This window comes from Lacinutrix iliipiscaria (assembly GCF_042686125.1).
GTDB lineage: Bacteria > Bacteroidota > Bacteroidia > Flavobacteriales > Flavobacteriaceae > Oceanihabitans > Oceanihabitans iliipiscarium.
In genome coordinates, this window is the sequence record NZ_JBHUOV010000001.1 from 817441 (window position 1) to 842048 (window position 24608).

Annotated in this window: 22 protein-coding genes; 14 read left to right on the plus strand and 8 right to left on the minus strand. The window is 33.2% G+C overall.

Annotation, left to right across the window (positions count from 1 at the left end; genetic code table 11):
- The first annotated feature begins 79 nt into the window (after positions 1-79).
- The gene (gene thiL, locus ACFS5M_RS03620) at positions 80-1126 is read left to right on the plus strand and encodes a thiamine-phosphate kinase (RefSeq protein ID WP_183485876.1); all 1047 of its coding nucleotides are present in this window, start codon (positions 80-82) and stop codon (positions 1124-1126) included.
- Here thiL and ACFS5M_RS03625 read toward each other — a convergent pair.
- The 3 genes from ACFS5M_RS03625 to ACFS5M_RS03635 form a co-directional block, all read right to left on the minus strand.
- Positions 1116-1340 carry a hypothetical protein gene (locus tag ACFS5M_RS03625; protein WP_183485879.1) on the minus strand — a complete coding sequence of 75 codons (225 nt, stop codon included), beginning with the start codon at positions 1338-1340 and terminating at the stop codon, positions 1116-1118. The two genes, thiL and ACFS5M_RS03625, sit on opposite strands and share 11 nt — an antisense overlap.
- Positions 1341-1409: 69 nt before the next feature.
- On the minus strand, positions 1410-1676 hold the full coding sequence (locus ACFS5M_RS03630; RefSeq protein ID WP_183485883.1) for a hypothetical protein: 267 nt from the start codon (positions 1674-1676) through the stop codon (positions 1410-1412).
- Between the two features lie 64 nt (positions 1677-1740).
- Positions 1741-2514 carry an alpha/beta fold hydrolase gene (locus ACFS5M_RS03635; protein WP_183485886.1) on the minus strand — a complete coding sequence of 258 codons (774 nt, stop codon included), beginning with the start codon at positions 2512-2514 and terminating at the stop codon, positions 1741-1743.
- A 70-nt stretch (positions 2515-2584) separates the two neighbouring features.
- On the opposite strand from ACFS5M_RS03635, the gene brnQ reads away from it, so the two are divergent.
- Positions 2585-3886 carry a branched-chain amino acid transport system II carrier protein gene (gene brnQ / locus ACFS5M_RS03640; protein ID WP_183485888.1) on the plus strand — a complete coding sequence of 434 codons (1302 nt, stop codon included), beginning with the start codon at positions 2585-2587 and terminating at the stop codon, positions 3884-3886.
- 141 nt (positions 3887-4027) lie between these two features.
- On the opposite strand, the gene ACFS5M_RS03645 is transcribed toward brnQ, so the two are convergent.
- Together ACFS5M_RS03645 and ACFS5M_RS03650 are read right to left on the minus strand one after the other, a co-directional pair.
- Entirely contained in the window at positions 4028-4588 is a 561-nt protein-coding gene (locus ACFS5M_RS03645; protein ID WP_183485891.1) for a hypothetical protein, read from the minus strand.
- 85 nt (positions 4589-4673) lie between these two features.
- Positions 4674-5216 (minus strand): fasciclin domain-containing protein, encoded by a 543-nt coding sequence (locus ACFS5M_RS03650; RefSeq protein ID WP_183485894.1) that lies wholly within the window; start codon positions 5214-5216, stop codon positions 4674-4676.
- Positions 5217-5457: 241 nt separating this feature from the next.
- Here ACFS5M_RS03650 and ACFS5M_RS03655 point away from each other — a divergent pair, with 241 nt between their 5' ends.
- From ACFS5M_RS03655 to ACFS5M_RS03675, 5 genes are all read left to right on the plus strand, one after another.
- On the plus strand, positions 5458-5787 hold the full coding sequence (locus ACFS5M_RS03655) for a LytR/AlgR family response regulator transcription factor (protein ID WP_183485897.1): 330 nt from the start codon (positions 5458-5460) through the stop codon (positions 5785-5787).
- 94 nt (positions 5788-5881) lie between these two features.
- Positions 5882-6394, plus strand: coding sequence for a hypothetical protein (locus tag ACFS5M_RS03660; protein ID WP_379897901.1), 513 nt, complete (start codon positions 5882-5884; stop codon positions 6392-6394).
- A 54-nt stretch (positions 6395-6448) separates the two neighbouring features.
- Positions 6449-7327, plus strand: coding sequence for a helix-turn-helix domain-containing protein (locus ACFS5M_RS03665; RefSeq protein WP_183485900.1), 879 nt, complete (start codon positions 6449-6451; stop codon positions 7325-7327).
- Positions 7328-7418: 91 nt separating this feature from the next.
- Complete coding sequence (locus tag ACFS5M_RS03670) at positions 7419-9620, plus strand: leucine-rich repeat domain-containing protein (protein WP_183485903.1); 2202 nt, start codon at positions 7419-7421, stop codon at positions 9618-9620.
- An 11-nt stretch (positions 9621-9631) separates the two neighbouring features.
- A complete protein-coding gene (locus ACFS5M_RS03675; RefSeq protein WP_183485906.1) occupies positions 9632-10003 on the plus strand; it encodes a group I truncated hemoglobin in 372 nt (123 codons plus the stop codon).
- Between the two features lie 174 nt (positions 10004-10177).
- On the opposite strand, the gene ACFS5M_RS03680 is transcribed toward ACFS5M_RS03675, so the two are convergent.
- Positions 10178-11944 (minus strand): T9SS type A sorting domain-containing protein, encoded by a 1767-nt coding sequence (locus ACFS5M_RS03680; RefSeq protein WP_183485909.1) that lies wholly within the window; start codon positions 11942-11944, stop codon positions 10178-10180.
- 68 nt (positions 11945-12012) lie between these two features.
- Positions 12013-13302: an aminopeptidase P family protein gene (locus ACFS5M_RS03685; RefSeq protein ID WP_183485912.1), complete on the minus strand. Its 1290-nt coding sequence runs from the start codon at positions 13300-13302 to the stop codon at positions 12013-12015.
- Positions 13303-13474: 172 nt separating this feature from the next.
- On the opposite strand from ACFS5M_RS03685, the gene ACFS5M_RS03690 reads away from it, so the two are divergent.
- From ACFS5M_RS03690 to ACFS5M_RS03720, 7 genes are all read left to right on the plus strand, one after another.
- On the plus strand, positions 13475-16315 hold the full coding sequence (locus ACFS5M_RS03690; protein WP_183485915.1) for a WD40/YVTN/BNR-like repeat-containing protein: 2841 nt from the start codon (positions 13475-13477) through the stop codon (positions 16313-16315).
- Positions 16316-16363: 48 nt separating this feature from the next.
- Positions 16364-17230 (plus strand): hypothetical protein, encoded by an 867-nt coding sequence (locus ACFS5M_RS03695; protein ID WP_183485917.1) that lies wholly within the window; start codon positions 16364-16366, stop codon positions 17228-17230.
- A 153-nt stretch (positions 17231-17383) separates the two neighbouring features.
- Positions 17384-18070, plus strand: coding sequence for a succinate dehydrogenase cytochrome b subunit (locus ACFS5M_RS03700; RefSeq protein WP_183485925.1), 687 nt, complete (start codon positions 17384-17386; stop codon positions 18068-18070).
- A 2-nt stretch (positions 18071-18072) separates the two neighbouring features.
- Positions 18073-20088, plus strand: coding sequence for a fumarate reductase/succinate dehydrogenase flavoprotein subunit (locus ACFS5M_RS03705; protein ID WP_183485928.1), 2016 nt, complete (start codon positions 18073-18075; stop codon positions 20086-20088).
- A 10-nt stretch (positions 20089-20098) separates the two neighbouring features.
- Positions 20099-20842 carry a succinate dehydrogenase/fumarate reductase iron-sulfur subunit gene (locus ACFS5M_RS03710; protein WP_183485931.1) on the plus strand — a complete coding sequence of 248 codons (744 nt, stop codon included), beginning with the start codon at positions 20099-20101 and terminating at the stop codon, positions 20840-20842.
- An 81-nt stretch (positions 20843-20923) separates the two neighbouring features.
- The gene (locus ACFS5M_RS03715) at positions 20924-21862 is read left to right on the plus strand and encodes a M28 family peptidase (RefSeq protein ID WP_183485934.1); all 939 of its coding nucleotides are present in this window, start codon (positions 20924-20926) and stop codon (positions 21860-21862) included.
- Positions 21863-21867: 5 nt separating this feature from the next.
- Entirely contained in the window at positions 21868-23637 is a 1770-nt protein-coding gene (locus ACFS5M_RS03720; protein ID WP_183485937.1) for a MutS-related protein, read from the plus strand.
- On the opposite strand, the gene ACFS5M_RS03725 is transcribed toward ACFS5M_RS03720, so the two are convergent.
- Positions 23634-24545, minus strand: coding sequence for a thioredoxin family protein (locus tag ACFS5M_RS03725; protein WP_183485940.1), 912 nt, complete (start codon positions 24543-24545; stop codon positions 23634-23636). The genes ACFS5M_RS03720 and ACFS5M_RS03725 overlap by 4 nt on opposite strands.
- Positions 24546-24608: the final 63 nt, after the last annotated feature.

Genomic DNA, 24608 nt, shown 5'->3' on the forward strand with positions numbered 1-24608 from the left:
TAGAAGCTTTTTTTACTCTATAACAAGTTAATATGAAAATATCCTACTTTTTTAATAATAAGCTTCCTATTTTTGCATTATGATAGAAGATAAAAACCAACAACGAACACCATTAAATAGTTTAGGAGAGTTTGGACTTATAGACCATTTAACATCTCAGTTTAAAGTATCTCATAAATCGACGATAAAGAGTATAGGTGATGATGCCGCAGTTTTAGAGTTCAAAGACAAACAGGTCGTTGTATCTACAGACTTTTTAGTCGAAGGTGTACATTTTGATTTAAGTTATGTCCCATTAAAACATTTAGGATATAAAGCTGTAGTGGTTAATTTATCTGATGTGTATGCTATGAATGCACAAGCAACACAAATTACCGTTTCAATTGCAGTCTCTAATCGATTTTCATTAGAAGCATTAGAAGCACTTTACGAAGGAATTCAAACAGCGGCAAAAATATATAATGTAGATGTGGTAGGTGGTGATACTACAACCTCTACTTCTGGATTATTAATTTCTGTAACTGCTATTGGCGAAATTGAAAAAGACAATGTGGTTTATAGAAGTGGAGCTAATTCAAATGATTTATTAGTTGTTACAGGTGATCTTGGAGGTGCATATATGGGTTTACAGGTTCTTGAACGCGAAAAACAAGTGTTCTTGGTCAACCCAAATAGTCAGCCAGACATGGAACCTTATACTTATATTATTGAACGCCAATTAAAACCTGAAGCAAGAAAAGACATTATTAAGCTTTTCAAAGATTTAAAAGTGAAGCCAACTTCAATGATTGATATTAGTGATGGCTTATCTTCCGAAGTCATGCATTTATGTAAGCAAAGTAATGTTGGGTGCGATTTATATGAAAATAAATTACCGCTAGATCCACAAGTTATTTCTACCTGTGAAGAGTTTAATATTGATAGTACTACAGTTGCTTTAAATGGAGGAGAGGATTATGAGTTGTTATTTACCATTGCTCAAGAAGATTTTCCTAAAATTAAAGCGAACCCTAATTTTACAGTAATTGGGCATATGACAAACGCTAATTCTGGAATGTATTTAGTGACAAGAGCAGAAACTAAAATACCTATTAAAGCTCAAGGATGGAATCCACTTAACGATTAAAAACTAAAGTTTTACGTTTTTCTTTTTTTCTGTGCATGCTTTTTAAAACCGAATTGATTTCTTGAAATTTCGGAGTTAATGGAATTAAATTACCATTTACACTCGTGGTCATTTGTTTTTTACAATGTTTGCATTGATATTCCTTCACATACCGAGTGACATCTTTAGAAACGATGTAGTCATGACCAAATACGCTACAATGGATATGATTCATAATGATGAATTGATTTGGTTTTGAGGAGTTTAATATAAATCAATTTCATGGTTCAAGTAAGAAATTGCTCTAACTAATCGTTGAAATGAGAGATTTTTCCTGTAAACGCAACATTTTATGATTGTAAATTCGTTCTAATATGGAATTTATCTCTTTGTATTTTGGTGTTAAATCGGTTAAATTTCCATTGCTATTTGTAGTCATTTGCTTTTTACAATGACTACATTGATATTCTTTGACGTGAAAAGTGACTTTTTTTGATACCTCGAAATTATGACCGAAAACATTGCAGATTAAGTTCGGTATTAATGCTGGTTTAGTAATTGTTTTTTCCATGTTTAGAGTAGTTTGGGGATATAAACATAGAAAAAAAAATTAAATAAACGACAAAAGACACAATTTATTCGATGAAATGCATTATCGCATTTTGACATTCTAACTCATTTTCAATATGACTCATGTGTCCTTCATTAAAAATTATAGTTTGAATATTGGTGTTTTTAGTATCGTTTACGAGCTTTGTTTTGTCTATAACAGAATCTTTTTCACCAATGATAATCAGCTTTTTACAATTTAATAATTTATAAAAATGAAACTTGTCTTGACGTAATTTCATCCCTTCTTGACCAGCAATATACCCTTGAATAGGTGTTTTTAAGGCTTCTTTTAAAGCGCTTTCAAATTTTTCATTATGTAATCTTTTGCTTACATCGCTAAATAAATTTGCAAACGACATTCTAACCATATTTTCAAAATTAGATTGAACCATTTTGTTGGCGCGAGTGCGTAATAATTTGCGCTCATCATCATCTGCTTCATACGTTGAGTTCATTAAACACAGCCCTTTTAATGCTGTTGAATTTTTTTCGGCAAAAGCTAAAGCGACGTAGCCTCCCATTGAGTGTCCTATCATGAAATATTTTCTTAATCTTAAATGTTTTAAGACTGCTTCAACAGCGATTGCCATGTCTTCCATCGTGTGTACATAACCTAAACAAGGTGTTTTTCCATGGCCTAGTAGGTCTATACAAATGACTCTGTTTTTTTTGGCTAATGTTGGAATGAAAGTATTCCACATCGTGCTATTTTCAAGAAAACCATGTAAAAGGACAATAGCAGAACCTTTACCTTGATCTGTATAAAAAATGTTAATGCCTTTGTGTTCTAAAATCATTTTTAAACTATATTCGACAAAGATAAAAAGAGTTTGTCTTAAGAAATGTTTAGCACTAATATAAATTTTAATGAATAGCAGAAGAGATATACTAATCACAAGTTTCGCCTTGTTTTCTTTGTTTTTTGGAGCAGGCAACTTGTTGTTACCACCTCTTTTAGGTTATAATGCTGGTAATGATTGGTTATGGGTGATTTTAGGGTTTATGATAACGGCAGTTATAATTCCAATTTTTGGAATTATAGCTCACGCTAGGCTACAAGGTACCATGTATGATTTTGGAAAAAAGGTGTCTCCTAGTTTTAGTTTAGTGTATTGTATTATTGTCTATGTAATTTCTATTGCTATTCCATCACCACGAACAGCTGCTGCTACACATGAAATAGCAATTTACCCAGTTTTTGGCACAAGCAAATTACTAACCAGCGCAGTATATTTTTCATTGGTATTAGTGTTTGTTTTAAACCGTTCTAAAATCCTAAATTTTATTGGAAAATTTCTAACACCATTAATAGTCATTATATTATTATTAGTTATAAGTATTGGATTGTTTTCTTCGGAAATGATTACGAATACAACCCAATTTGATTCACCATTTGTAAGTGGCATCTTGGAAGGCTATCAAACTTTTGATGCTATTGGAGCAGTCGTTGTAGGTGCCGTGATTATTATTTCTTTAAATTTTAAAACAGAGACTTCATTTGAAGCCAAAAAAGACCTTATTAAAAAATCAGGTTTCATTGCAGGCTTCGGTTTGTTTATTATATATGCAGGATTGATAGCTGTTGGAGCGTTCTATGGCTCAGAAATTAATGTTGATTCTACTTTGAGTAATGATATGCAACGTGCCACTTTATTAAGAAATATAAGTATTGCTTCATTAGGCACAATGGGTAATACCGTGTTAAGTATTCTTATTTCATTAGCATGTTTCACAACTGCTGTTGGAATTATTGCTGGAACAGCAGATTATTTTAAAGGCTTATTAAATGATTCTAAAACTGTGTATATAATTACATCAGTAATCGCCTGTGTATTTGGAGTCGTTGTTGGACAATTAGACTTTCATGCTATTATTGTTATTGCCATTCCAGTGTTGCTTTTTATATACCCAATTACAATCGTTTTAATTTTACTGAATGTACTTCCAGAACGGTTCGCGAGTCCGTTAGCTTTTAGAGCAACCGTCATTATTACGTTTATATTTAGTGTTCCAGATGTTTTAAATTTTATAAGCCCATCAGTGAGTCTAAATGAGATTATTCAGATTATTCCTTTAGCAGAAAATAATTTAGGTTGGGTGTTGCCAACTCTAATAACTTTTGTTTGCGTTGTCCTTATTGAAACCAAAAAGGATAATATTATGATATAAAGAAATCCCACCAAGTATCTTTAAATATGATACTTAATGGGACTAGCAAATAAACTACCCCTAGTTTACTTTCTTATTCTGTAGATATGGTATATCTGCAATTTTGTTTCATGAGATACAAATGGTTGTCTGAATATAAAATCAGTCTTTATCTCCTTCACTGTCTCCTTCCATAACAGCTTGTCCAGCAACAGATGAAAAATAAATTTCAAAATCAAACCGTAAAGCATTACCATTAAAATCGCCCTCAACATCCATTTCATTATCGAGTACAAAATGTTCCTCCTCTTCAGAAAGAGCAATAGTAACCTCAAACTCTGCATTGTTGATTTCAAAATCGTTTCCTGAAATTTGAGCGATGATATCGTCATCAATATCTACATCAATTACACCAAGTACAACATCGATATCCAAATACAAACCCCTATAGAGATCTTCAATAAACTCTTCCATATCAACCAATAATTCATCATTATTAAGTGAATTATCAATTTCAAAATTTATTCTTGGGTTAAGATCAATTGATACTTCTGGTTGTGTCCCCTCATTATCTGAATATTGTGCCACTGTTTCAGAAATTCTGTAGGAACCAACAAACTCTAATCTTGGATCCACAGGAACAGATTGGTCATCATCTTTACTGCAAGAATATACAGTTAACAAGCAAAGACATACTATTTTAATACTTTTAAAATGTTTCATAATAAATAATTTTAAATTTTTAAATGTTTTCTAAATCGACTTGCAAACACCAAGACAACATCTAGGCGCTGCAGTCTCTCTTTAATTAGTTTGCAGATATAACATCTCTTACAATGTGTATGATACCATTATCTACTTCAATATCTGTTTCAAGTGCAAGGGTAGCGAAGGTTTCATTCCTATCTATTACCATAGTTACACCTTCAATATAGAAGGACATATCTTCACCATTCATGTTTTGAGTGCTTATGCCTTCATCGGCATCGTCATAGTCTATCATTTCATTTTGAAAGATATGCTGTCTTAATATGATATTAAGCGCTTCAATTTTTGCTTCATCAGATTCAAATTCATGCTCTGCATAATAATCATCAAAAGCATCATTGGTGGGAACAAGCACAGTGTAATCCATAGACATGTCTCTTAACTGTGCTTCAAACCCTGTGAAGTTTACTGCTTCAGAAAATTCTGAATAATCTGAATCGTTTAATAGATAGTCATAGATAGTATTTGTAGGTTCTGGCACTGTGTTCGTATCGTCATCACTGCTACATGATGTCATTAGTAATACCATCAGAACAACATTTGTAACACAACGTGCTGTTTTAAAAAAAAAATGGGTTTTCATAAATTATATTTTTTAAGATTTATGGGGCAAATGTAGAAGCAACCTTTTTTTAGATATTGCAAAACATGCACTAGATTGAGAATTGAGACTTATTTTTTATAATTTTAGAGTGGCAAAACATGGATAATGAAGTTTTAACACAGTGCCTGTTTCGTGTTTTTAAAGCCAAAAGACAGCTCTTAACTAGATATGTTTTTGAGGTATTAAAAGGGTACTGGCAATTTTGAAAACAGAAAGACAAATGAAAAACCAACAGAAGTTCACCTTTATAAAGACTGATAAAAAATTAATCAAATTAAATTTTGACGATATTTTGTTTGTAAAAGGATTAGGGAATTATGTCGAAATATTTATCAAAAACAACAAAAAGTATGTTTACTACAAGACTTTAAAAGTCCTTATTGATAAATTGCCTGACGAATTTATGAGAGTTCATAATTCAAATATTGTGAATTTGAAAAATGTAGAATATATAGAAGATAATCATTTAATTATTGGCGAACATAAAATTACAATAGCAAAAAGCTATAAGGAATGTTTATTGAGCAGTATAGACAAATTGTTACTTTAAATAATATAGCGGACTAATTACATAATAATATAAACGAACTAAATAACTTATTTTTTTAAATACACTAGTATGAGTTGCTTTGTAAAAAAAGATAATGAAACATTTTTTTATTTACTTAATAACGGTCGTATTTATGACAACAGGGAATTTAAAGGCACAGAACAAACCATTTGAAAATGATGCAAAAACAATCGACGCTTTAATGAATGCAAGCTATGAGGTTGTTTCCGGTGAAAAAGGAGCAAAAAGACAATGGGAAAGAGATAATTATTTACATCACCCAAAAGCAACATACTCCTTTTTTGACAAAGAAAAACAAGAACAAGTAACTATGACATTGCAGGAATTTCATAAAGAAACTGATGACATGGTTTTTGACACAGCCTTTTATGAAAGCGAAATCAATAGGGAGGTTAGAGTTTTTGGCAATATTGCACACGTTTGGAGTACTTACGAAACACGATTAGAAAAAGACGGAAAAGTTGAAAGAAGAGGAATAAATAGCCTGCAATTAATTTTTAAAAATGATCGTTGGCATATCATGTCTTGGACATTTTTTGGAGAAACGGATAACAATATAATCCCAAAAACATTTGATAAAAATTAAATAAACCGCAGAGTAGATTGTGCTTACTTCGCAAGAGTTGAATAATCACCAACAATGAAAACCGCATTTGAATTTATTAAATCATTAAACTATTTTTATAGTGGCATGTCGAGCGATATCGATGAAGAGGAAGTGTTATGGTATTTAGCTAGAAAAATTATTATGACACTCAATTTTGTGGATTGTGTTATTTACAAGTATGAGAAAGAAAACAATATGCTCGTACAGTCAGCGGCTTTTGGTACTAAAAACCCTTACGATGATATTATTTTTAATAGAATTGACATCCCAGTTGGTTCTGGAGTTGTAGGTCAAGTAGCCGAAACCTTAATTCCAGAAATTGTTTACGATACGACAACAGATTTACGATATATAGTTGACGATAAGCAACGGTTTTCAGAAATATGTGTACCCATTACTATTCATGGAAAACTGTACGGTATTATTGATTGTGAACATCCAGATAAAGAATTTTTTAATCAGTTGCACTTACAATTACTGCTCTTAATTGCATCGTTATCTTCTCAAAAAATCAAAGAGGTTAGAAAGAACAGCAAGGTTTCAAACTTGGATAACAAACTAAAGTATTTTGAAGATTTGGAAGGTATCATGAAACAGAAAAAACTCTATCGTGATGAGCAGTTAACGTCACTAAAATTAGCTGATGAACTCGATATTTCTTCAGGGTATTTATCTAAAATAGTGAATGAAATTAGCGGTAAACCTATCATTGACTATATTAATGAATATCGCGTAAACGAAATCAAAGAACATATCATTTCCGAAGACTTTAAAAACTACACTTTATTATCAATTGGTCTTGAAGCTGGGTTTAATTCTAAAGCAAGTTTTTATAGAAACTTTAAAAAACTCACAGACATGTCGCCTTCAGAATATCATAAAAACTCAAAAAAACTTTATACGTTTAAATAAGTCTCATTTGTTCAACAGATGATATCCTGAGACCTTGAAAGATTAGTGACATTATACTTTTGAATCATTAAACCGATTTAATTTTTATGTCATGAAAAAAACTTATTTACTAAAACTATTTGTCCTATTGTTTACTTCAAATTTTAGCTATGCTCAATTTACAGCTATACCAGATGCAAATTTTGAACAAGCGCTTGTTGACCTTGGTATAGATGATGTTATGGATGGTCAAGTATTTTTAATTAACACCTATTCAGTAACAACATTAGATGTTGCTAATAAAGAAATTACCAACCTTACAGGAATTAATGCTTTTTACAGTTTAGAGTATTTAGATATCTCTCATAACAATCTTACAACTGTTGATTTATCTTCCTTACCAAATTTACAAACGCTGCGTGCTACAAATATGAATTTAGAGTCTTTAGATGTTAGTGCCAACACCAATTTAACTGAACTATTTTGCTATACAAATGACATTACTAATTTAGTACTCTCTAGTTCATTAGTTTATTTAAATGCTAGTTATAATGATTTAACTACTATAGATTTGAGCCCATGCGCCTTACTCGAAGATGTTCAAATTGGCTTTAACAATCTCGAAGTTATTGATGTTTCACAGAACCCTTTATTACTTTTATTAACAGCATCCAATAATACGATAACATCTGTCGATATATCAAACAACTTAGGACTTGAAAATTTGAGGCTACAACATAACCCTTTAGTAAACATTGACCCAAGTGCTAATAGCAATCTCAAAGTTTTAAGGCTTGGCAATACAGCCATAACTGACTTAGATGTGACAAATAATTCGCAGTTAAGCACACTCTATATTCCTAATAATCCACAGTTTACGTCATCTCTAGATGTGAGCCAAAACACATTACTCACGGATTTTTATGCTACAGGTACACCTCTATCGTGTGTACAAGTTGAAAATTTAACAAATGCTTTAAACAATGTGGATATCTATCAGTGGTGGGAGATTGATGAGATGTCAACGTACTCAGATGATTGTTTTGATACAATAGCCATACCAGACCCTAACTTTGAGCAAGCTTTAATAGACCAAGGTTTCGATGATGTTATTGATGGTATGGTCTTTAGATATATCATACATGAGGTTACACATCTATTCCTTACTAATTATAATATAGACGATTTAACTGGTATTGAAGCTTTTAAAAGTTTAAATTTTTTACAAGCGTCTGGTAACAATCTTACAAGTATTGATCTTTCTCAGAATATAGATTTGATAGTTTTAAATCTAGACAACAATCAATTACAAACATTAGATATTTCAGAAAACGCAGAGCTTGAAGAGCTAAGATGTGCTAATAACAATCTCACAACTTTAGATGTATCGGCAAATACGAGCCTTGAGTTATTGCTATGTCATTCCAACGCTATAACAGAGTTGGTAGTGCCATCGAGTATTGTAGAAATATTTGGTTATGATAATCAATTAGACAATCTAGATATAGAACACTGTATAGACTTAGAATTTCTTGCTTTAAGTAATAATATGTTAACCCAATTGGATTTACAAAACAACGTCAATTTAGAAATCTTATTTTTAGAGAATAATTTATTGAACGAATTAGATGTTTCAAACAATATTAATCTTTTAAGTTTAAATGCTTCGTACAACTCAATATCTGAAATATTTCTTGAAAACTGTTTGCTGTTAGAAGAATTACGATTTTACAACAGTACACTCGAAGCCATTGATGTTTCAAATAATACAAACTTAGAGATGCTGCATGTAAGCTCAAATAATCTCGCTACGATTGATGTATCTCAAAATGTAGCCTTACAATATTTTTTGGCTCAACTCAATCCTAATTTAGGCGAGGAATTAGACCTATCGAATAATCCTACTCTAACCACTGTAAATCTAACAGATACGAATGTATCTTGTATAAAAGTTACAGATGAAGTAGCTGCGACAAATAATGAAGGTCTCTATACATATTGGTTAATTCCTGATTCTGCTATGTATACGGAAACCACTTGTGATGTATTAAGTGTAGAACACGTTATAGCTGATGCTGATATGGCTATTTTCCCGAATCCAGCATCAGATTACTTAAATATCACGATTTCAAATAGTGCTTATTCAGAGTCTATATCTAGAATACAAATTATAGAAATCACAGGCAAAATTGTATTCAATGCCAATAACTTTATAGAACGTATTAATTTACAATCGATGGCACAAGGTCTGTATATCTTACAAATACAGTCCTCTCGATATGCGACTGAAACAAGAAAAATTATAATCAAATAAATCCTATAAACATGACAACACATCAATCTTTATTACATCGATTAGGCGGAGAAGACGCTGTAAATGCAGCAGTTGATTTATTTTATAAAAAAGTCTTAGCAGATGATATAATTAACTCTTATTTTAAACATACTAATATGCAATCTCAAGCTGTCAAGCAAAAGATGTTTTTGTCACATGTTTTTGGAGGAAAAGATACTTACAACGGGAAATCTCTTAGACAAGCCCACAAGTATATGAAACTTGAAAACAAACACTTTGAGGCAGTTGCAAAACATTTACTTGCAACTTTGCATGAGCTTAAAGTAAATTCAGATGTGATAGCAGAAGTTGCGTTAACGGTTTATAAATCTAAAGATGATGTTTTAAACATTAAAACTTAAGAAATATAGACATAGTAATTTAAGGGTTAATCCTGTCTAATTTGCTCTATGATGTGTTTTCATTTTTTAAGTCCATAGATTCCTCAATTTTAATTGAAATATAAATTTTTAGTACTACTTATGTCGCCAGAATATTTGGCTCTAGCGTTTAGCAAATAATGATAAAAAATAAAATTAATTCGTCTTTAAAAACTTCATAGTTTTATAGGCGTTGTTTGACTTTATTCGTAAAAAATAAAATCCATTAGCTAAATTCTCAGTCGTTATTGATTGCTCTGAGGTAAAGTTTTTAAGGTCTTTGACCACCTGTCCTTGTGGAGTTATAATTTGTAATTGATATGTTTTGTTTTCTAAACCTTTAATATTAAAGTTATTTTTAACAGGGTTTGGATATAGTAAAATTTTGCTATCTACAAACTCATCAACACTTAAAGGTTGTGTATAATTAATATCTAAAAAAGGTTTTGCGTTATTCATATATTCTGCTAGTCCTACCGTTTCAAAATCTGCATCTACTGTAGCGTTTCCTGTATTGAAATCTATATAGTCTGCGTTGGCATTCGTGTTTGGAAATGAAATTCTAAATTGTGTATTTCCAGTAAGGTTTAGGGCTGCCATTCCAGCAGCATTTAAATCTATACGCATTGCATAATCGTTTGCAGAAACAGTGCCATGAAAACAGCCTGCATCGGTTGCGTCTGCACTTTCAGTAAAGTCAGAATTTTCTATAGTTAAGCTTCCAAAGCTTCCGTTTTTTACATCAATTTGAGGCGCGCCTAATGCTCCAGAAGTAAAAGGATTGGTAAGGTTGGCGTTATTTCTAATTAAGTATAAGCTTACTTTATCGATTGTTACATCGTCTGGAAGAGAACTCGTATCAAAACTTAATATGCCTTTGTAGCTGTTAGTCCCATCATCACCAATACGGACTTCATTCGTGCCTAATGTTGAGCCATTTGTCCAGCCATCTTCTGTGCCTCCAGTAGAAAAAATAGTTGCATCAACATCATCCCTGATTTTTGGCATGAAATAGTTTAGGGTTTGATGTATAATTTTATTCTCATAAGCGTCTGCACTTAGATGTATAGGGTCAAAAATATTTCTAAAATTTGCGCGTAAACTAGGTAGGTTTAAATTACCACCATAAAAGGTTGCTGAAAAAGGAGCCGTTGCTTCTGGTAGAGGAAGTGTTCCAGGTGCGTTCACGCCATCGCCATAATAGTAATGTGAGAGGCCAATGGCGTTATCAAATGCCAGATTAGGTTCTAAATCTAGCCATGAAATACGTTCTTCTTCAACAGTAATCATCATTTGGTTTAATTCTGCATCTGTAATTAAATCATTTGTGGCGTCTCTACTTAAATCATCTCGTAGCGGACAAGCAAAAAGAAAGCATAAAGTAGTATTAAAGTTAGGATAATCGTAGCTTGAAATTAATATTTCTACATCTGGATGTACAGCTAAAATGCTATCAATAATTACAAAGGTATTATCTCTAATGGTTGCAAATAAAGCAGCTTCAGAGCCTGGTGTGTCTAGATCCATGTCTTTATACCATCCTCCACCAGATTTGGCTGCTAAAATATCATTTCCGCCAATACTTAATATAACCGTTTCAATAGTTGGGTTATTGGTTATTTCATTAATTACATTATCAACCCAAGGGTAATTTTCAGTGTCTGCCCATTCATTTGCTTCCGAACCACTAATAGCATATTCGCTACCTGTATAACCAGGTCCTGGATTAGCACCTAACGATGGTCCAAGTAAGTCAAAATCTGCATGTCCGAATTTATCGAAAATAACATTGTGGGTTTCGTCGTCAGACATGTATTGTGCCCAAGAATCGCCAGCAATTAGTACTTTGGGTTCTGGCGCACAAGTTTGTGCATAAAATAGGGTGCAGAAAAAGCTAAAAAAAAAGGTGTAAAGTAATTTCAAAATAGTGTGAATTTAAGGTTAGTTCTTAGTTGATATTCACAAATATAGCGAAATTAAATGGCGAATGTTTAGTTCATCAAATCTTCAATTTCTTCGGCTTCAATAGGAATGTTATGCATTAAGTTAAAAGGCTCTCCATTAGCTTGAATAACCACATCGTCTTCTAGTCTAATACCAAAACCTTCATCAGGAATATAAATACCAGGCTCGACTGTAAAGACCATATTAGCCTGCATTGGCTCGTGTAATAATCCGTAGTCATGTGTATCTAATCCCATATGATGACTTGTGCCATGCATAAAATATTTTTTATAAGCTGGCCAATCGGGGTTTTCATTTTGAACATCAGCTTTATCAATGAGTCCTAAACCTAGTAACTCATTAGTCATAAGTTTGCCAACTTCAATATGATACTCTGCCCAAAGTGCACCTGGAACTAACAGCTTTGTTGCTTCATCTTTGACACGTTTTACAGCATCATAAACCTCACGTTGACGTTTGGAGAATTTCCCAGAAACCGGAATAGTTCGACTCATATCACTAGAATAGTTGGCATATTCAGCGCCTACATCTAGTAAAATTAAATCACCAGATTTACATTGCTGATTGTTCTCTATGTAGTGTAATACATTGGCATTATTTCCAGAAGCTACTATGGGTGTATATGCAAATCCTTTAGAGCGATTATTTAGAAATTCATGCATAAACTCAGCTTCAATATTAAATTCCCAAACATCAGGTTTTACAAAGTTTAAAATACGTCTGAAGCCTTTTTCAGTAATATCACAAGCAGTTTGAATTAAATCTAATTCTATTTGATCTTTTACTGAGCGTAAACGTTGTAAAATAGGGTTGCTCTTCGCAACAGTATGCGCAGGATATTTTTCTTTTAACCATTTGGTGAAACGATCTTCTCTAGTTTCGGTTTCAACTGAAGCTCTATAATGTTCATTGGTGTTTATATAAATAGTTTCGTTAAGTGTCATTAATTCAAACAACACTTTTTCAAGATCTTGAAGCCAATACACGGTCTTAATTCCACTCGTTTTTAAGGCGGCTTCTTTGGTTAATTTTTCACCTTCCCAAACTGCAATATGCTCATTGGTTTCTTTTAGAAATAGAATTTCGCGATGTTTAGGATTGGGACAATCTGGAAATAAAATCAATATACTTTCTTCTTGATCGACACCACTTAAATAAAAGATATCTCTATGTTGCGCAAAAGGCAAAGTACTGTCTGCGCTTACAGGATAAATATCATTTGAATTGAATACAGCTAAGCTTTTAGGCTTCATCTGTGCTGTAAAGTTTTTTCTGTTTTTTATAAAAAGCGAAGAATCTATTAGGTGATATTTCATTGTTGACTATTATATTATGGAATTCATCAAAAATAAGAACTTTAAGATTGAAATAATAAAAAAGAAGCTTAAAGTTTTGACGTCGTGATCTCGAGATTCAATCTTTGTTGATTCAAGCTTTGAGACTATCTCTAGATTATTTACCTTCATAACTTTAAACATCAAACTTATCATGAAAAATACCTTCACCTTATTTTTAGTACTATTAACGTTTCTTCAAACACAAGCTCAGCAACCTGCTACTTCATCAGGCTTAGTTCAAAGTGCACTAAAAGAGAAGCAATTACTAATGGAAAACTCTTTAGTGAAAAATGTGCCATTTAAAAATATTGGGCCAACGGTTATGAGTGGTCGTGTGGTTGATATTGATGTGAATCCTGAAAATCCAACCGAATTTTATGTAGGTTATGCTTCTGGTGGTGTCTGGCATACGACTAATAATGGCTCAACATTTACGCCAATTTTAGATGCTTCCCCAACCCAAAATGTTGGTGATATTGCTATAGATTGGAAAAACAGAAATATTTGGGTAGGTACTGGTGAGAATAATTCATCGCGTTCATCTTATGCTGGTATTGGGGTTTTAAAATCTAATGATAATGGTAAAACATGGACTAATGTTGGTTTGCATGATTCGCAACATATAGGTAGAATTTTAATCAACCCAAATAATACGAATGAAGTCACCATTGGTGTGACAGGACATTTATATTCTTCAAATGATGAACGAGGTGTGTATAAAACGAAAGATGGAGGACAAACCTGGAAACAAACGCTTTTTGTAGATGATTTAAGCGGAATCATTGATTTACAACATGCGCCAAATAATTACAGCATTATGTTTGCATCATCATGGACACGTGATAGAAAAGCATGGAATTTTAATGGCAATGGAAATAATTCAGCAATCTATAAAAGTACTGATGCTGGTGAGACTTGGACTAAAGTGTCTAAAGAAGGAAGTGGTTTCCCAATAGGACAAGGTGTTGGACGAATTGGATTAGCTGTTTATGATGAAAACACGATTTATGCGTTGCACGATAATCAATTCCGAAGAACTAAAGAAAGCAAAGATGAAGAACAACGTGGATTAACTAAAGAGGATTTTAAAACAATAACTACGGAAGATTTTTTAAAGTTAGACGATAAAAAACTGAATAGCTTTTTAAAAACGAATGGATTTCAAGAAAAATACCGTTCAGAAAATGTGAAACAAATGGTACGTAGTGGAAACGTAAAACCAATTGATTTAGCAAAATACCTTGAAGATGCTAACTCTATGTTGTTCGATACACCTGTTATAGGTGCTGAGGTTTATAAAAGTGAAGATGGTGGACAAACCTGGACAAAAACACATGATGATTATCTTGACGATTTATACTATAGCTATGGGTATTATTTTGGAGAAATACGTGTTGATCCTAATGATAAAAATGGAATTTATGTTTTAGGTGTTCCTATTTTGAAATCTAAAGATGGCGGACAAACATTTACGTCTATAAGTGCTGAAAATGTACATGCCGATCATCAAGCACTTTGGGTAAACCCTAACAAGGCAGGACATTTAATAGATGGGAACGATGGTGGATTAAACATGAGTTATGATGATGGCGAAAGTTGGGAAAAACTAAATGTGACTGCTGTCGGACAGTTTTATGCCATTAATGTGGATAATGAAAAGCCATATAATGTGTATGGTGGCTTGCAAGATAATGGGGTTTGGGTAGGTCCAAATTATGCGTCACAGAATAAAGCTTGGCAACAGAATGGTCACCATCCTTGGGAGAGTCTTATGGGAGGAGATGGCATGCACATTCAGATTGATAATAGAAATTCTAATCTGGTTTATACAGGTTATCAGTTTGGAAATTATTATAGAATCAATCGCGAAACAGATGAACAAACGTATATTCAGCCTAAACATGAATTAGGTGAAAATCCATATCGATTTAATTGGCAAACCCCAATTTTATTGTCACCTCACAATCAAGATATTTTATATTTAGGCGGAAATAAATTGATGCGTTCTATGAATAAAGGTGATGACTGGAAAGCCATTAGTAATGATTTAACACAAGGTGGAAAAAAAGGCAACGTCGCTTATGGAACTTTAACAAGTATTAGTGAGTCGCCTTTTGAGTTTGGATTAATTTATACTGGAAGTGATGATGGATTACTGCATATCACTAAAAATGGAGGTGGAACTTGGCAAAACATTTCTGGAAGTTTTCCGAAAGACCTTTGGGTGAGTCGCGTGATTGCTTCACAACATAAAAAAGAACGTGTTTATCTCACTTTAAATGGATATCGTTGGGATGACTTTAAGGTGTATGCGTATGTTTCAGAAGATTTTGGTGCAACATGGAAAAGCATCAGTTCTAATATCCCAATGTCTCCAGTAAATGTGATTAAAGAAGATCCAGTAAATGAAAGCATACTCTATCTAGGAACAGATAATGGAGCTTACGTGTCTTTTAATAAAGGTGAAAAATGGGAGGCTTTTAACGAAGGCTTGCCAGCAGTTGCTGTACATGATATGGTGATTCAGCCTGAAGCTAAAGATTTACTATTAGGAACACACGGAAGAAGCATCTATAAAACAAATATTGAAGCTTTACAAAATATAAACCCTGAGCATTTAGGTAAAGATTTAGTACTATTTCCAGTTAGAGATATACAATTCTCTTCACGTTGGGGAAGTTCTTGGAGTAAATGGTTTGATGCATACGAGCCTTTAAGAACGATTAAATTTTACACAACTACTTCTGGAAAAAAAGACATTAAAATTCTATCTGAAAACAATACTGTTTTAAACACTATTTCTGTAGAAGCAGATAAGGGCTTTAATTATGTGGATTACGATCTGTCTTTAACCGAAGAGGGAAGAAAAAAGCTCTTGAAAGAAAACACCAGCATAGATATTATTCAAGCTAAAAACGAAAAATATTATCTGCCAAAAGGGACGTATACTGTTAAAATTGACTCAGAAATAGCCATGTTTGAAATGAAATAATATACTATTTACTAGGTTTTTAAGTTATAATATAAAAAACCTTGAAAAATGAAATACTTAAAATTATTGCTGCTTAGCTGTGTCATTGTATTAATATCATGTAGCGATGATGATGCGTCAAACACAACTTCTGAACCAAATTTAATTATCAAATTAAAGTTTGATCCTACTCAAGGACGTTTAGGGAATTCTGGGCAACCTGTTTCAGTAGCTGCAGGAAATGCAGCACAATCACCAAATGTGAATAGAATGAGTGCCAATTATATTGAATTTGCACCTAATGCTTTTACCTTATTAGGTGAAGGTGAAATTATTTTTGAAGGCGCTGAAACTAATGTTGGAGGCGGAAATGCAATCGATTTTCAAAATGCAACATTTGCTGGAAATAACGAAACGTTTTTTACGATTCCATTAAGCCAGGTTAATGATGGTAGTTTTGATTGGGTTCGTGTCTCGCTAGCTTACCAAGAAGGAAATATTGATTTTTTAGCAGATGATGGTAACGACTATACAGGAACTCTTGCTAGTTTTGTAGGTTACAACACTTATATCTCTACGTTTGATTTAAATGGAAGTGACATCGTTGTGAATGCGAATAAATTACAAGGATTTTGGGCTTTTGAAACACTAGGTTTTACAGCTCAAGGTCAGGCACCTGAAGGCGCAACAACCGTTCCAAATCCATTGTTTGACTCTTCTCCCATTCCTCAAGGGTCTTGTGTGGTTACGGGACAATTTGAAAATAGCTTAGAAATTACAGGAGATGAAACTGAAGATGTTGTGGTTACTTTATCGTTTTCAACGAACAATAGTTTTGAGTGGACAGAGGTGAATGCCGATGGGAAATACGAACCAAGTGCAGGAGAACAGGTTGTAGATATGGGACTTCGTGGATTAATCCCTATTGTAGATTAACTCCAATTGAAATAAGTTAAGCCCTTTATTTTTTAAAAATTTAAAGGGCTTTTTAATTAAACCCATTCTAAATAAATTTTAAAAAGATGTAAAACTTGTTTGAGTACTTACCGCTTCTTATCTTTGTGTAACAAATAATTAATCACAATTATAATGAGCGGATTTTTTAAATCTTCGATTGGAAGAAAGGTAGCCATGGCTCTATCAGCTTTTTTCCTCATGTTTTTCTTACTTCAACATTTTGCCATAAATATTTTATCAGTTTTTAGCCCAGATACTTTTAACGAAGTGTCTCATTTTATGGGTACAAATCCTTTAGTACAATACGGATTACAACCTATATTGATTTTTGGGGTAATATTTCATTTTGTTATGGGATTTATTTTAGAATTGAAAAATAAAAAAGCTAAAGGCGTGCCTTATGCTAAAAATAATGGTGCAGCAAATTCTTCATGGATGAGTCGCAATATGATTTGGAGTGGTATAGCCATTTTAGCATTTATCATATTACATTTTATTGATTTCTGGTTCCCAGAGATTAACACCAAATTTATTCAAGGCGATTGGTCTGGAATGCATGAAGGTGTAGAGGGCTATCGCTACTTTGAAGAATTACAGCATAAATTTCATAGCCATATAAGAACTATTGCATACGTCATTGCATTTGTATTTTTAATGCTTCATTTATTACATGGCTTTACATCAGCATTCCAATCAATGGGAGCAACTGCAGGACGAAAGAAAACTTTACAAAATATTGGAAAAGCCTATTCAATTATAATTCCTTTAGGATTTATTTTTATTGCACTTTATCATCACCTTAAATACGTATTATCATAAATATGGGAACGTTAGATTCAAAAGTACCGAAGGGTCCAATTAAAGATAAATGGACAGACTATAAAAATCACATCGATTTAGTAAACCCAGCGAATAAACGCCATATTGATATTATTGTTGTTGGAACAGGTTTAGCTGGTGGTTCTGCAGCGGCAACCTTGGCAGAACTTGGCTATAATGTTAAAGCATTTGCTTATCAAGATTCACCACGTCGTGCGCATTCTATTGCTGCTCAAGGTGGAATTAATGCTGCTAAAAATTATCAAGGTGATGGCGATTCAACATACAGATTGTTTTATGACACTGTAAAAGGAGGCGATTATCGTTCTCGTGAGGCTAATGTATATCGTTTAGCTGAAGTGTCTGCAAATATCATAGATCAATGCGTTGCTCAAGGTGTACCTTTTGCACGTGATTATGGTGGTTTATTGGACAACCGTTCGTTTGGAGGTGTATTAGTGTCTAGAACATTTTATGCTAAAGGTCAAACAGGGCAACAATTATTACTTGGCGCATATTCTGCAATGAATAGACAAATTGCACGTGGTAAAATTGAAATGTTTAACCGTCACGAAATGCTAGATGTTGTAAAAGTCGATGGGAAAGCAAGAGGTATTATTGCTCGTAATTTAATAACTGGAGAAATAGAAAGACACTCAGCACATGCTGTAGTTATTGCTTCAGGTGGCTACGGAAATGTGTATTTCTTATCAACAAACGCTATGGGTTCTAACGCCACTGCGGCATGGAAAATTCATAAAAAAGGCGCGTATTTTGCGAACCCTTGTTATACTCAAATTCACCCAACATGTATTCCGCGTTCGGGAGATTATCAGTCTAAATTAACGTTAATGTCTGAATCACTTCGTAACGATGGACGTATTTGGGTACCAAAAAATATGGATGATGTGATGGCCATTCGCGAAGGACGTAAAAAACCTACAGATTTGTCTGAAGATGAACGCGACTACTACTTAGAAAGACGTTATCCAGCTTTTGGAAACCTTGTGCCTCGTGATGTGGCTTCTAGAGCAGCAAAAGAACGCTGTGATGCTGGTTATGGTGTTAATGCAACTGGTGAAGCTGTGTATTTAGATTTTGCTTCGGCCATAGAGCGTTATGGTAAGGAGCAGGCTAAAATTCATAATATAAATAATGCTTCAGCTGAAAAAATATATGAATTAGGTCAAGCCATTGTTGAAGCCAAATACGGAAACCTATTTCAAATGTACGAGAAGATTGTAGATGAAAATCCGTATAAAACACCAATGATGATTTATCCTGCAACCCATTATACTATGGGAGGTGTTTGGGTCGATTATAACTTAATGACTACCATTCCTGGATGTTATTGTATTGGTGAAGCAAACTTTTCTGATCATGGTGCAAACCGGTTAGGAGCTTCGGCTTTAATGCAAGGTTTGGCAGATGGTTATTTTGTATTGCCGTACACTATTGGTGATTATTTAGCTGATGATATCCGAACAGGTAAAATTTCTACAGAAACAGCCGAGTTTGAAGCCGCTGAAAAAGAAGTGAAAGATAGAATAGACTTCTTCATTAATAACAACGGAACAAAATCAGTTGATCATTTCCATAAACGTTTAGGAAAGGTTATGTGGGATAAAGTTGGAATGGCTCGTAACGAAAAAGGCTTAAAAGAAGCGATGGCTGAAATTAAAGCTATTCGTGAAGAATTCTGGAAAGATGTTAAGGTGCCAGGAACGGCAAACGAAATGAACCCAGAATTAGAAAAAGCAGGTCGTGTAGCTGATTTCTTAGAATTAGGAGAGTTGTTTGCTAAAGATGCCTTAAACAGAAATGAATCTTGTGGTGGGCATTTTAGAGAAGAATCTGTTGAACTTGATGGTGAACAAAAAGGAGAAGCTAAACGTAACGATAAAGATTATGCTTATGTAGCAGCATGGGAGTATAAAGGCGAACCAAGTGATGCTATTTTACATAAAGAAGAATTAGAATTTAAAGATATTGAACTAAAACAACGTTCATACAAATAAGAAAGACGATATGAATTTAACACTTAAAATTTGGAGACAAAAAGACTCAAATACAAAGGGTCAAATGGTCGATTATAAAGTTACTGATATTTCAGAACACATGTCTTTCTTAGAAATGATGGATGTCTTAAATGAACAATTAGTAAACTCAGGAGAAGAACCTGTTGCGTTTGATCATGACTGTCGTGAAGGGATTTGCGGAATGTGTTCTATGTATATTAATGGTGAAGCTCATGGTCCAGATAGAGGCGTGACGACATGCCAGCTACATATGCGCATGTTTAAGGATGGAGATACAATTACAATCGAACCTTTTAGAGCAGCAGCATTTCCTGTAATAAAAGATTTAGTAGTCGATCGTATGGCTTTTGAACGTATTCAACAAGCCGGCGGTTATATTTCAGTAAATACCTCTGGAAACACTCAAGATGCCAACTCTATTCCTATTTCTAAACATGCAGCAGATGAAGCTATGGATGCCGCAACGTGTATTGGTTGTGGTGCTTGTGTGGCAACCTGTAAAAACTCTAGTGCAATGCTATTTGTTGGCGCAAAAGTGAGTCAATATGCATTATTACCTCAAGGTCAAGTTGAAGCTGCAGACCGTGTAAAAAATATGGTGGCTCAAATGGATTTAGAAGGCTTTGGGAATTGTACCAATACTGGAGCATGTGAAATTGAATGTCCTAAAGGCATCTCTTTAGAAAACATTGCACGCATGAATAGAGAACTCATGAAAGCAAATTTAAAGTAAAAAAATATTTAAATAAGTATGAAATCCTAAGCTCATGCTTGGGATTTTTTATTTAGCTTTATGTTCTCTAAACAACCATAAATGAAATATAGACACATCGTATTCCTTTTAATAGGAGTATTGGGACTTACTAGCTGTAAAGCCCAAACAGAAACCCCTAAAGTTGCCGTAGATATCATTGAGCAGTCTTGGTTTAACGCCGATTCATTGTTACATCATGTCGCAGTTTTGTCTTCTGATGCTTTTGAAGGCAGACGAACTGGAACTAAAGGTGCTATAAAAGCAAAATCATATATAATTAATCAATTTAAAAGCTTAAACGTTGAACCTTTAGGTGGAAGTTTTGAACAAGATTTTAGTTTTGACAGAAGAGGAGAAACCTTTCAAGGAACAAATGTTTTAGGCCTTATTAAAGGGACTGATTTACCAGAAAAATATATAGTACTTTCTGCGCATTATGACCATGAAGGTGTTAAGGGCGACGAAATTTATAATGGCGCAGATGATGATGCTTCTGGTATTTCTGCACTATTTGCTTTTGCTGAATATTTCAAAGAAAATCCACCTCAACATTCTGTCATTTTTGCTGCAGTTGATGCAGAAGAATTAGGCTTAGTAGGCTCTCAATATTTTGTTAATAATAGCATCGTTGCTAAAAATGACATTAGGCTAAATATTAATATGGATATGATTAGCCGAAGCGATAAAAACGAATTATTTGTTGTCGGTTCACGTTATTATATGGAGCTTGAACCTGCTATTAAAAGTTTTAAACCTTCAGAAAACATAAGCCTTTTGATTGGTCATGATGGAAGTGATGGAAAGGATAATTGGACCCACTCTTCAGACCATGCATCGTTTTATAAAGCGAATATTCCTTTTCTATATTTTGGTGTTGAAGACCACAAAGACTACCATCAGCCAACAGATGATTATGAAAATATTCATCCAAATTTTTATCAAAATGCAGTACTTGCTATAATAACTGTTTTCAGAAGTTTGGATAACATGCAATTATAAATCAAATGCAAAATCCAAATACATTTTATACAGAGCAACTTAAAAAACATCAACTTGAAGTTAAAACGATTTTTAAACAACTTACAGGTTTAAGCTTTGCAAGACTTTTTGTGTTTTTGGCAACAAGTATTGGGGTGTATTTTAGCTTTTCTACTTTACAAATAGCCATTCCTTTGGGCTTAGTTGGTGTGGTAGGCTTTATTTATTTACTTTCAAGATATACAGATGTTAAGTATCAATATAATTTAAAGAAAGCACTCGTTGTGATTAATGAGGAAGAATTAAAAATAGCTTCAGGAGATTTTCACGATAGAAATGAGGGCTTGGCTTTTCTAAATCCTAATCATGCGTATAGTTTAGATATTGATTTATTTGGTAAAGGTTCTTTCTTTCAATATATGAATAGGACAGTTACCCAAGAAGGTACAAATACCTTAGTTAATGCATTAACTGCAAATGGTATTGAATCTATTGTAACACGTCAGGAATCAATAAAAGAGTTGGCTCAAAAACCAGAATGGAGACAACAATTCTTAGGTATTGCTAGCTTAATAGAAATTGAAACGTCAACAAAACAAATTACTGATTGGTTAAAAAAATACCAACCTTTTTTACCCAAAGCAATCGCATGGTTGCCCTTAACGTTTACCATAGGATCGTTAATTATCCTTGGACTAGGAGTTTTTGAAGTGATTAGTTATTTGTTTTTAGGTTATTGGTTATTGACTGGCTTAGGCATTACGGGATTGTATCTAAAAAAAGTAAATAGCTTAGCATCTAATACAGATAAAATTAAAGACACCTTTAGACAATATGCAGCGTTATTAAATCAAATTGAAAACGAAACATTTACTTCAAAATTATTAAAGAATAAACAGTTAGATATTCAACAAGAGCATAAGAAGGCATCAGCTATTTTCTCAAAATTCTCTAAACATTTAGACGCCTTAGATAATAGAAATAATTTTGTTTCTGCCATTTTTGGGAATGGTTATTTTCTTTCGGATTTAAAAAACACTTATAAAATTGAGCAGTGGATTGCTCTACATAAAAATACAGTAACAAATTGGTTTGAGGTTGTTTCGTTTTTTGATGCTTATATTTCTTTAGGGAATTATACGTTTAACCATCCAGATTATGTTTTTCCAGAGATTGTTGAAGGGAATACAATTATTAAAAGTAAAGATTTAGGGCATCCTTTACTTGCTAAAACAAAACGTATTGCTAGTGATTTGCTAATTGATGATCAGCAGTTTTTTATTGTTACTGGAGCGAATATGGCAGGAAAAAGCACCTTTTTAAGAACAGTCTCATTACATATTGTGATGGCTAATGTGGGTTTGCCAGTTTGCGCTACTTCAAGCCAGTATCATCCTGTTAAATTAATTACAAGTATGAGAACAAGTGATTCTTTAACAGATGACAGTTCTTACTTCTTTTCAGAGTTAACACGCTTGAAGTTTATTGTTGATGCACTTGAAAAGGAGTCTTATTTTATTATTCTAGACGAAATATTAAAAGGGACAAATAGTACTGATAAAGCTATTGGTTCTAGAAAATTTGTAGAGAAGTTAGTTTCTAAAAATGCAACTGGCATTATTGCAACGCACGATTTAAGTTTATGTGAAATAGAAAAAGAGCTCGACGATGTAAAAAACTACTATTTTGATGCGCAAATTATTAACGACGAACTCTTTTTTGATTATAAACTAAAACAGGGTATTTGCCAAAATATGAATGCGAGCTTTTTACTAAAAAAGATGGAAATTGTTTAATCTTCTTTATTCATAGCTTCTGTTTTCAACTGGATTTTATCAATCATTTCAGGCGCATTTTTATCATCAGGTTTTAGACTCAATACTTTGTAATAGTTTTTGAGCGCTTCAGTATAATCACCTGTCTCGTAAAAGGCTTCAGCTAAACTGTCGTAAACATTGTATTTATACGGAAATATTTTTGTGTTTATGTCAAATAGATAAAGGGCTTTATCAAATTGTTCGGCACGCAAATACACGTAACCTAAGGTGTTTAGCTCTCGACTGCCTTTAACAAATTCGGCAAGTCGAGGAACTAAATTTGTTTCATCTTGCTTTAAACTATCAACCCCTTTTTCGGTTAATAAATACTGCATGTAATTCGCTGCCATATAATTTGGCGAATAACGCTCACCATTTACAATGGTTAATATATCGCGCTCCAGAGTTTCTTTAGGATGTTCTACAATTCGATTAACTTCTTTGCCATTTTTATAAAATATAAAAGTTGGTACACGATGAACATTCATGTTCTTTTCTTCTCCATTTGGACCTTGTTTATAGTTTTCTGTCCCATTGTCTAAAGCAAAAACTTCTAGTTGATCTTCCGGAAAATTTGTTTGGTCTATAATTGAATAGAAACGAGGAATTTCCTTTCTACTATCACCACACCACGTACCAAGAAATACTTTTATAGTGTATAAATTTAAAGAATCTTTGAGCTTTTTAACGACTTTGTCGTTTACATCGTAATCATCATAGTTTTTATTAAACCATTCCGCAAAAGCAGGCTTTTTTAAACCGTCTTTGTTGATTTTACCTAAGAGTTTTGCTTTGCCTTTGTCATCAAGAACTTCATGATTTATGGTTTGTGAAAAACCAAATGAAAATGTAATGAATGCGATTAAAAAAAGTACTGTTCGTTGCATGATATGATCGTTTTATAAATCAAACTTAATATGATTTTCTAAGGTAAACGAATATTTTTTACC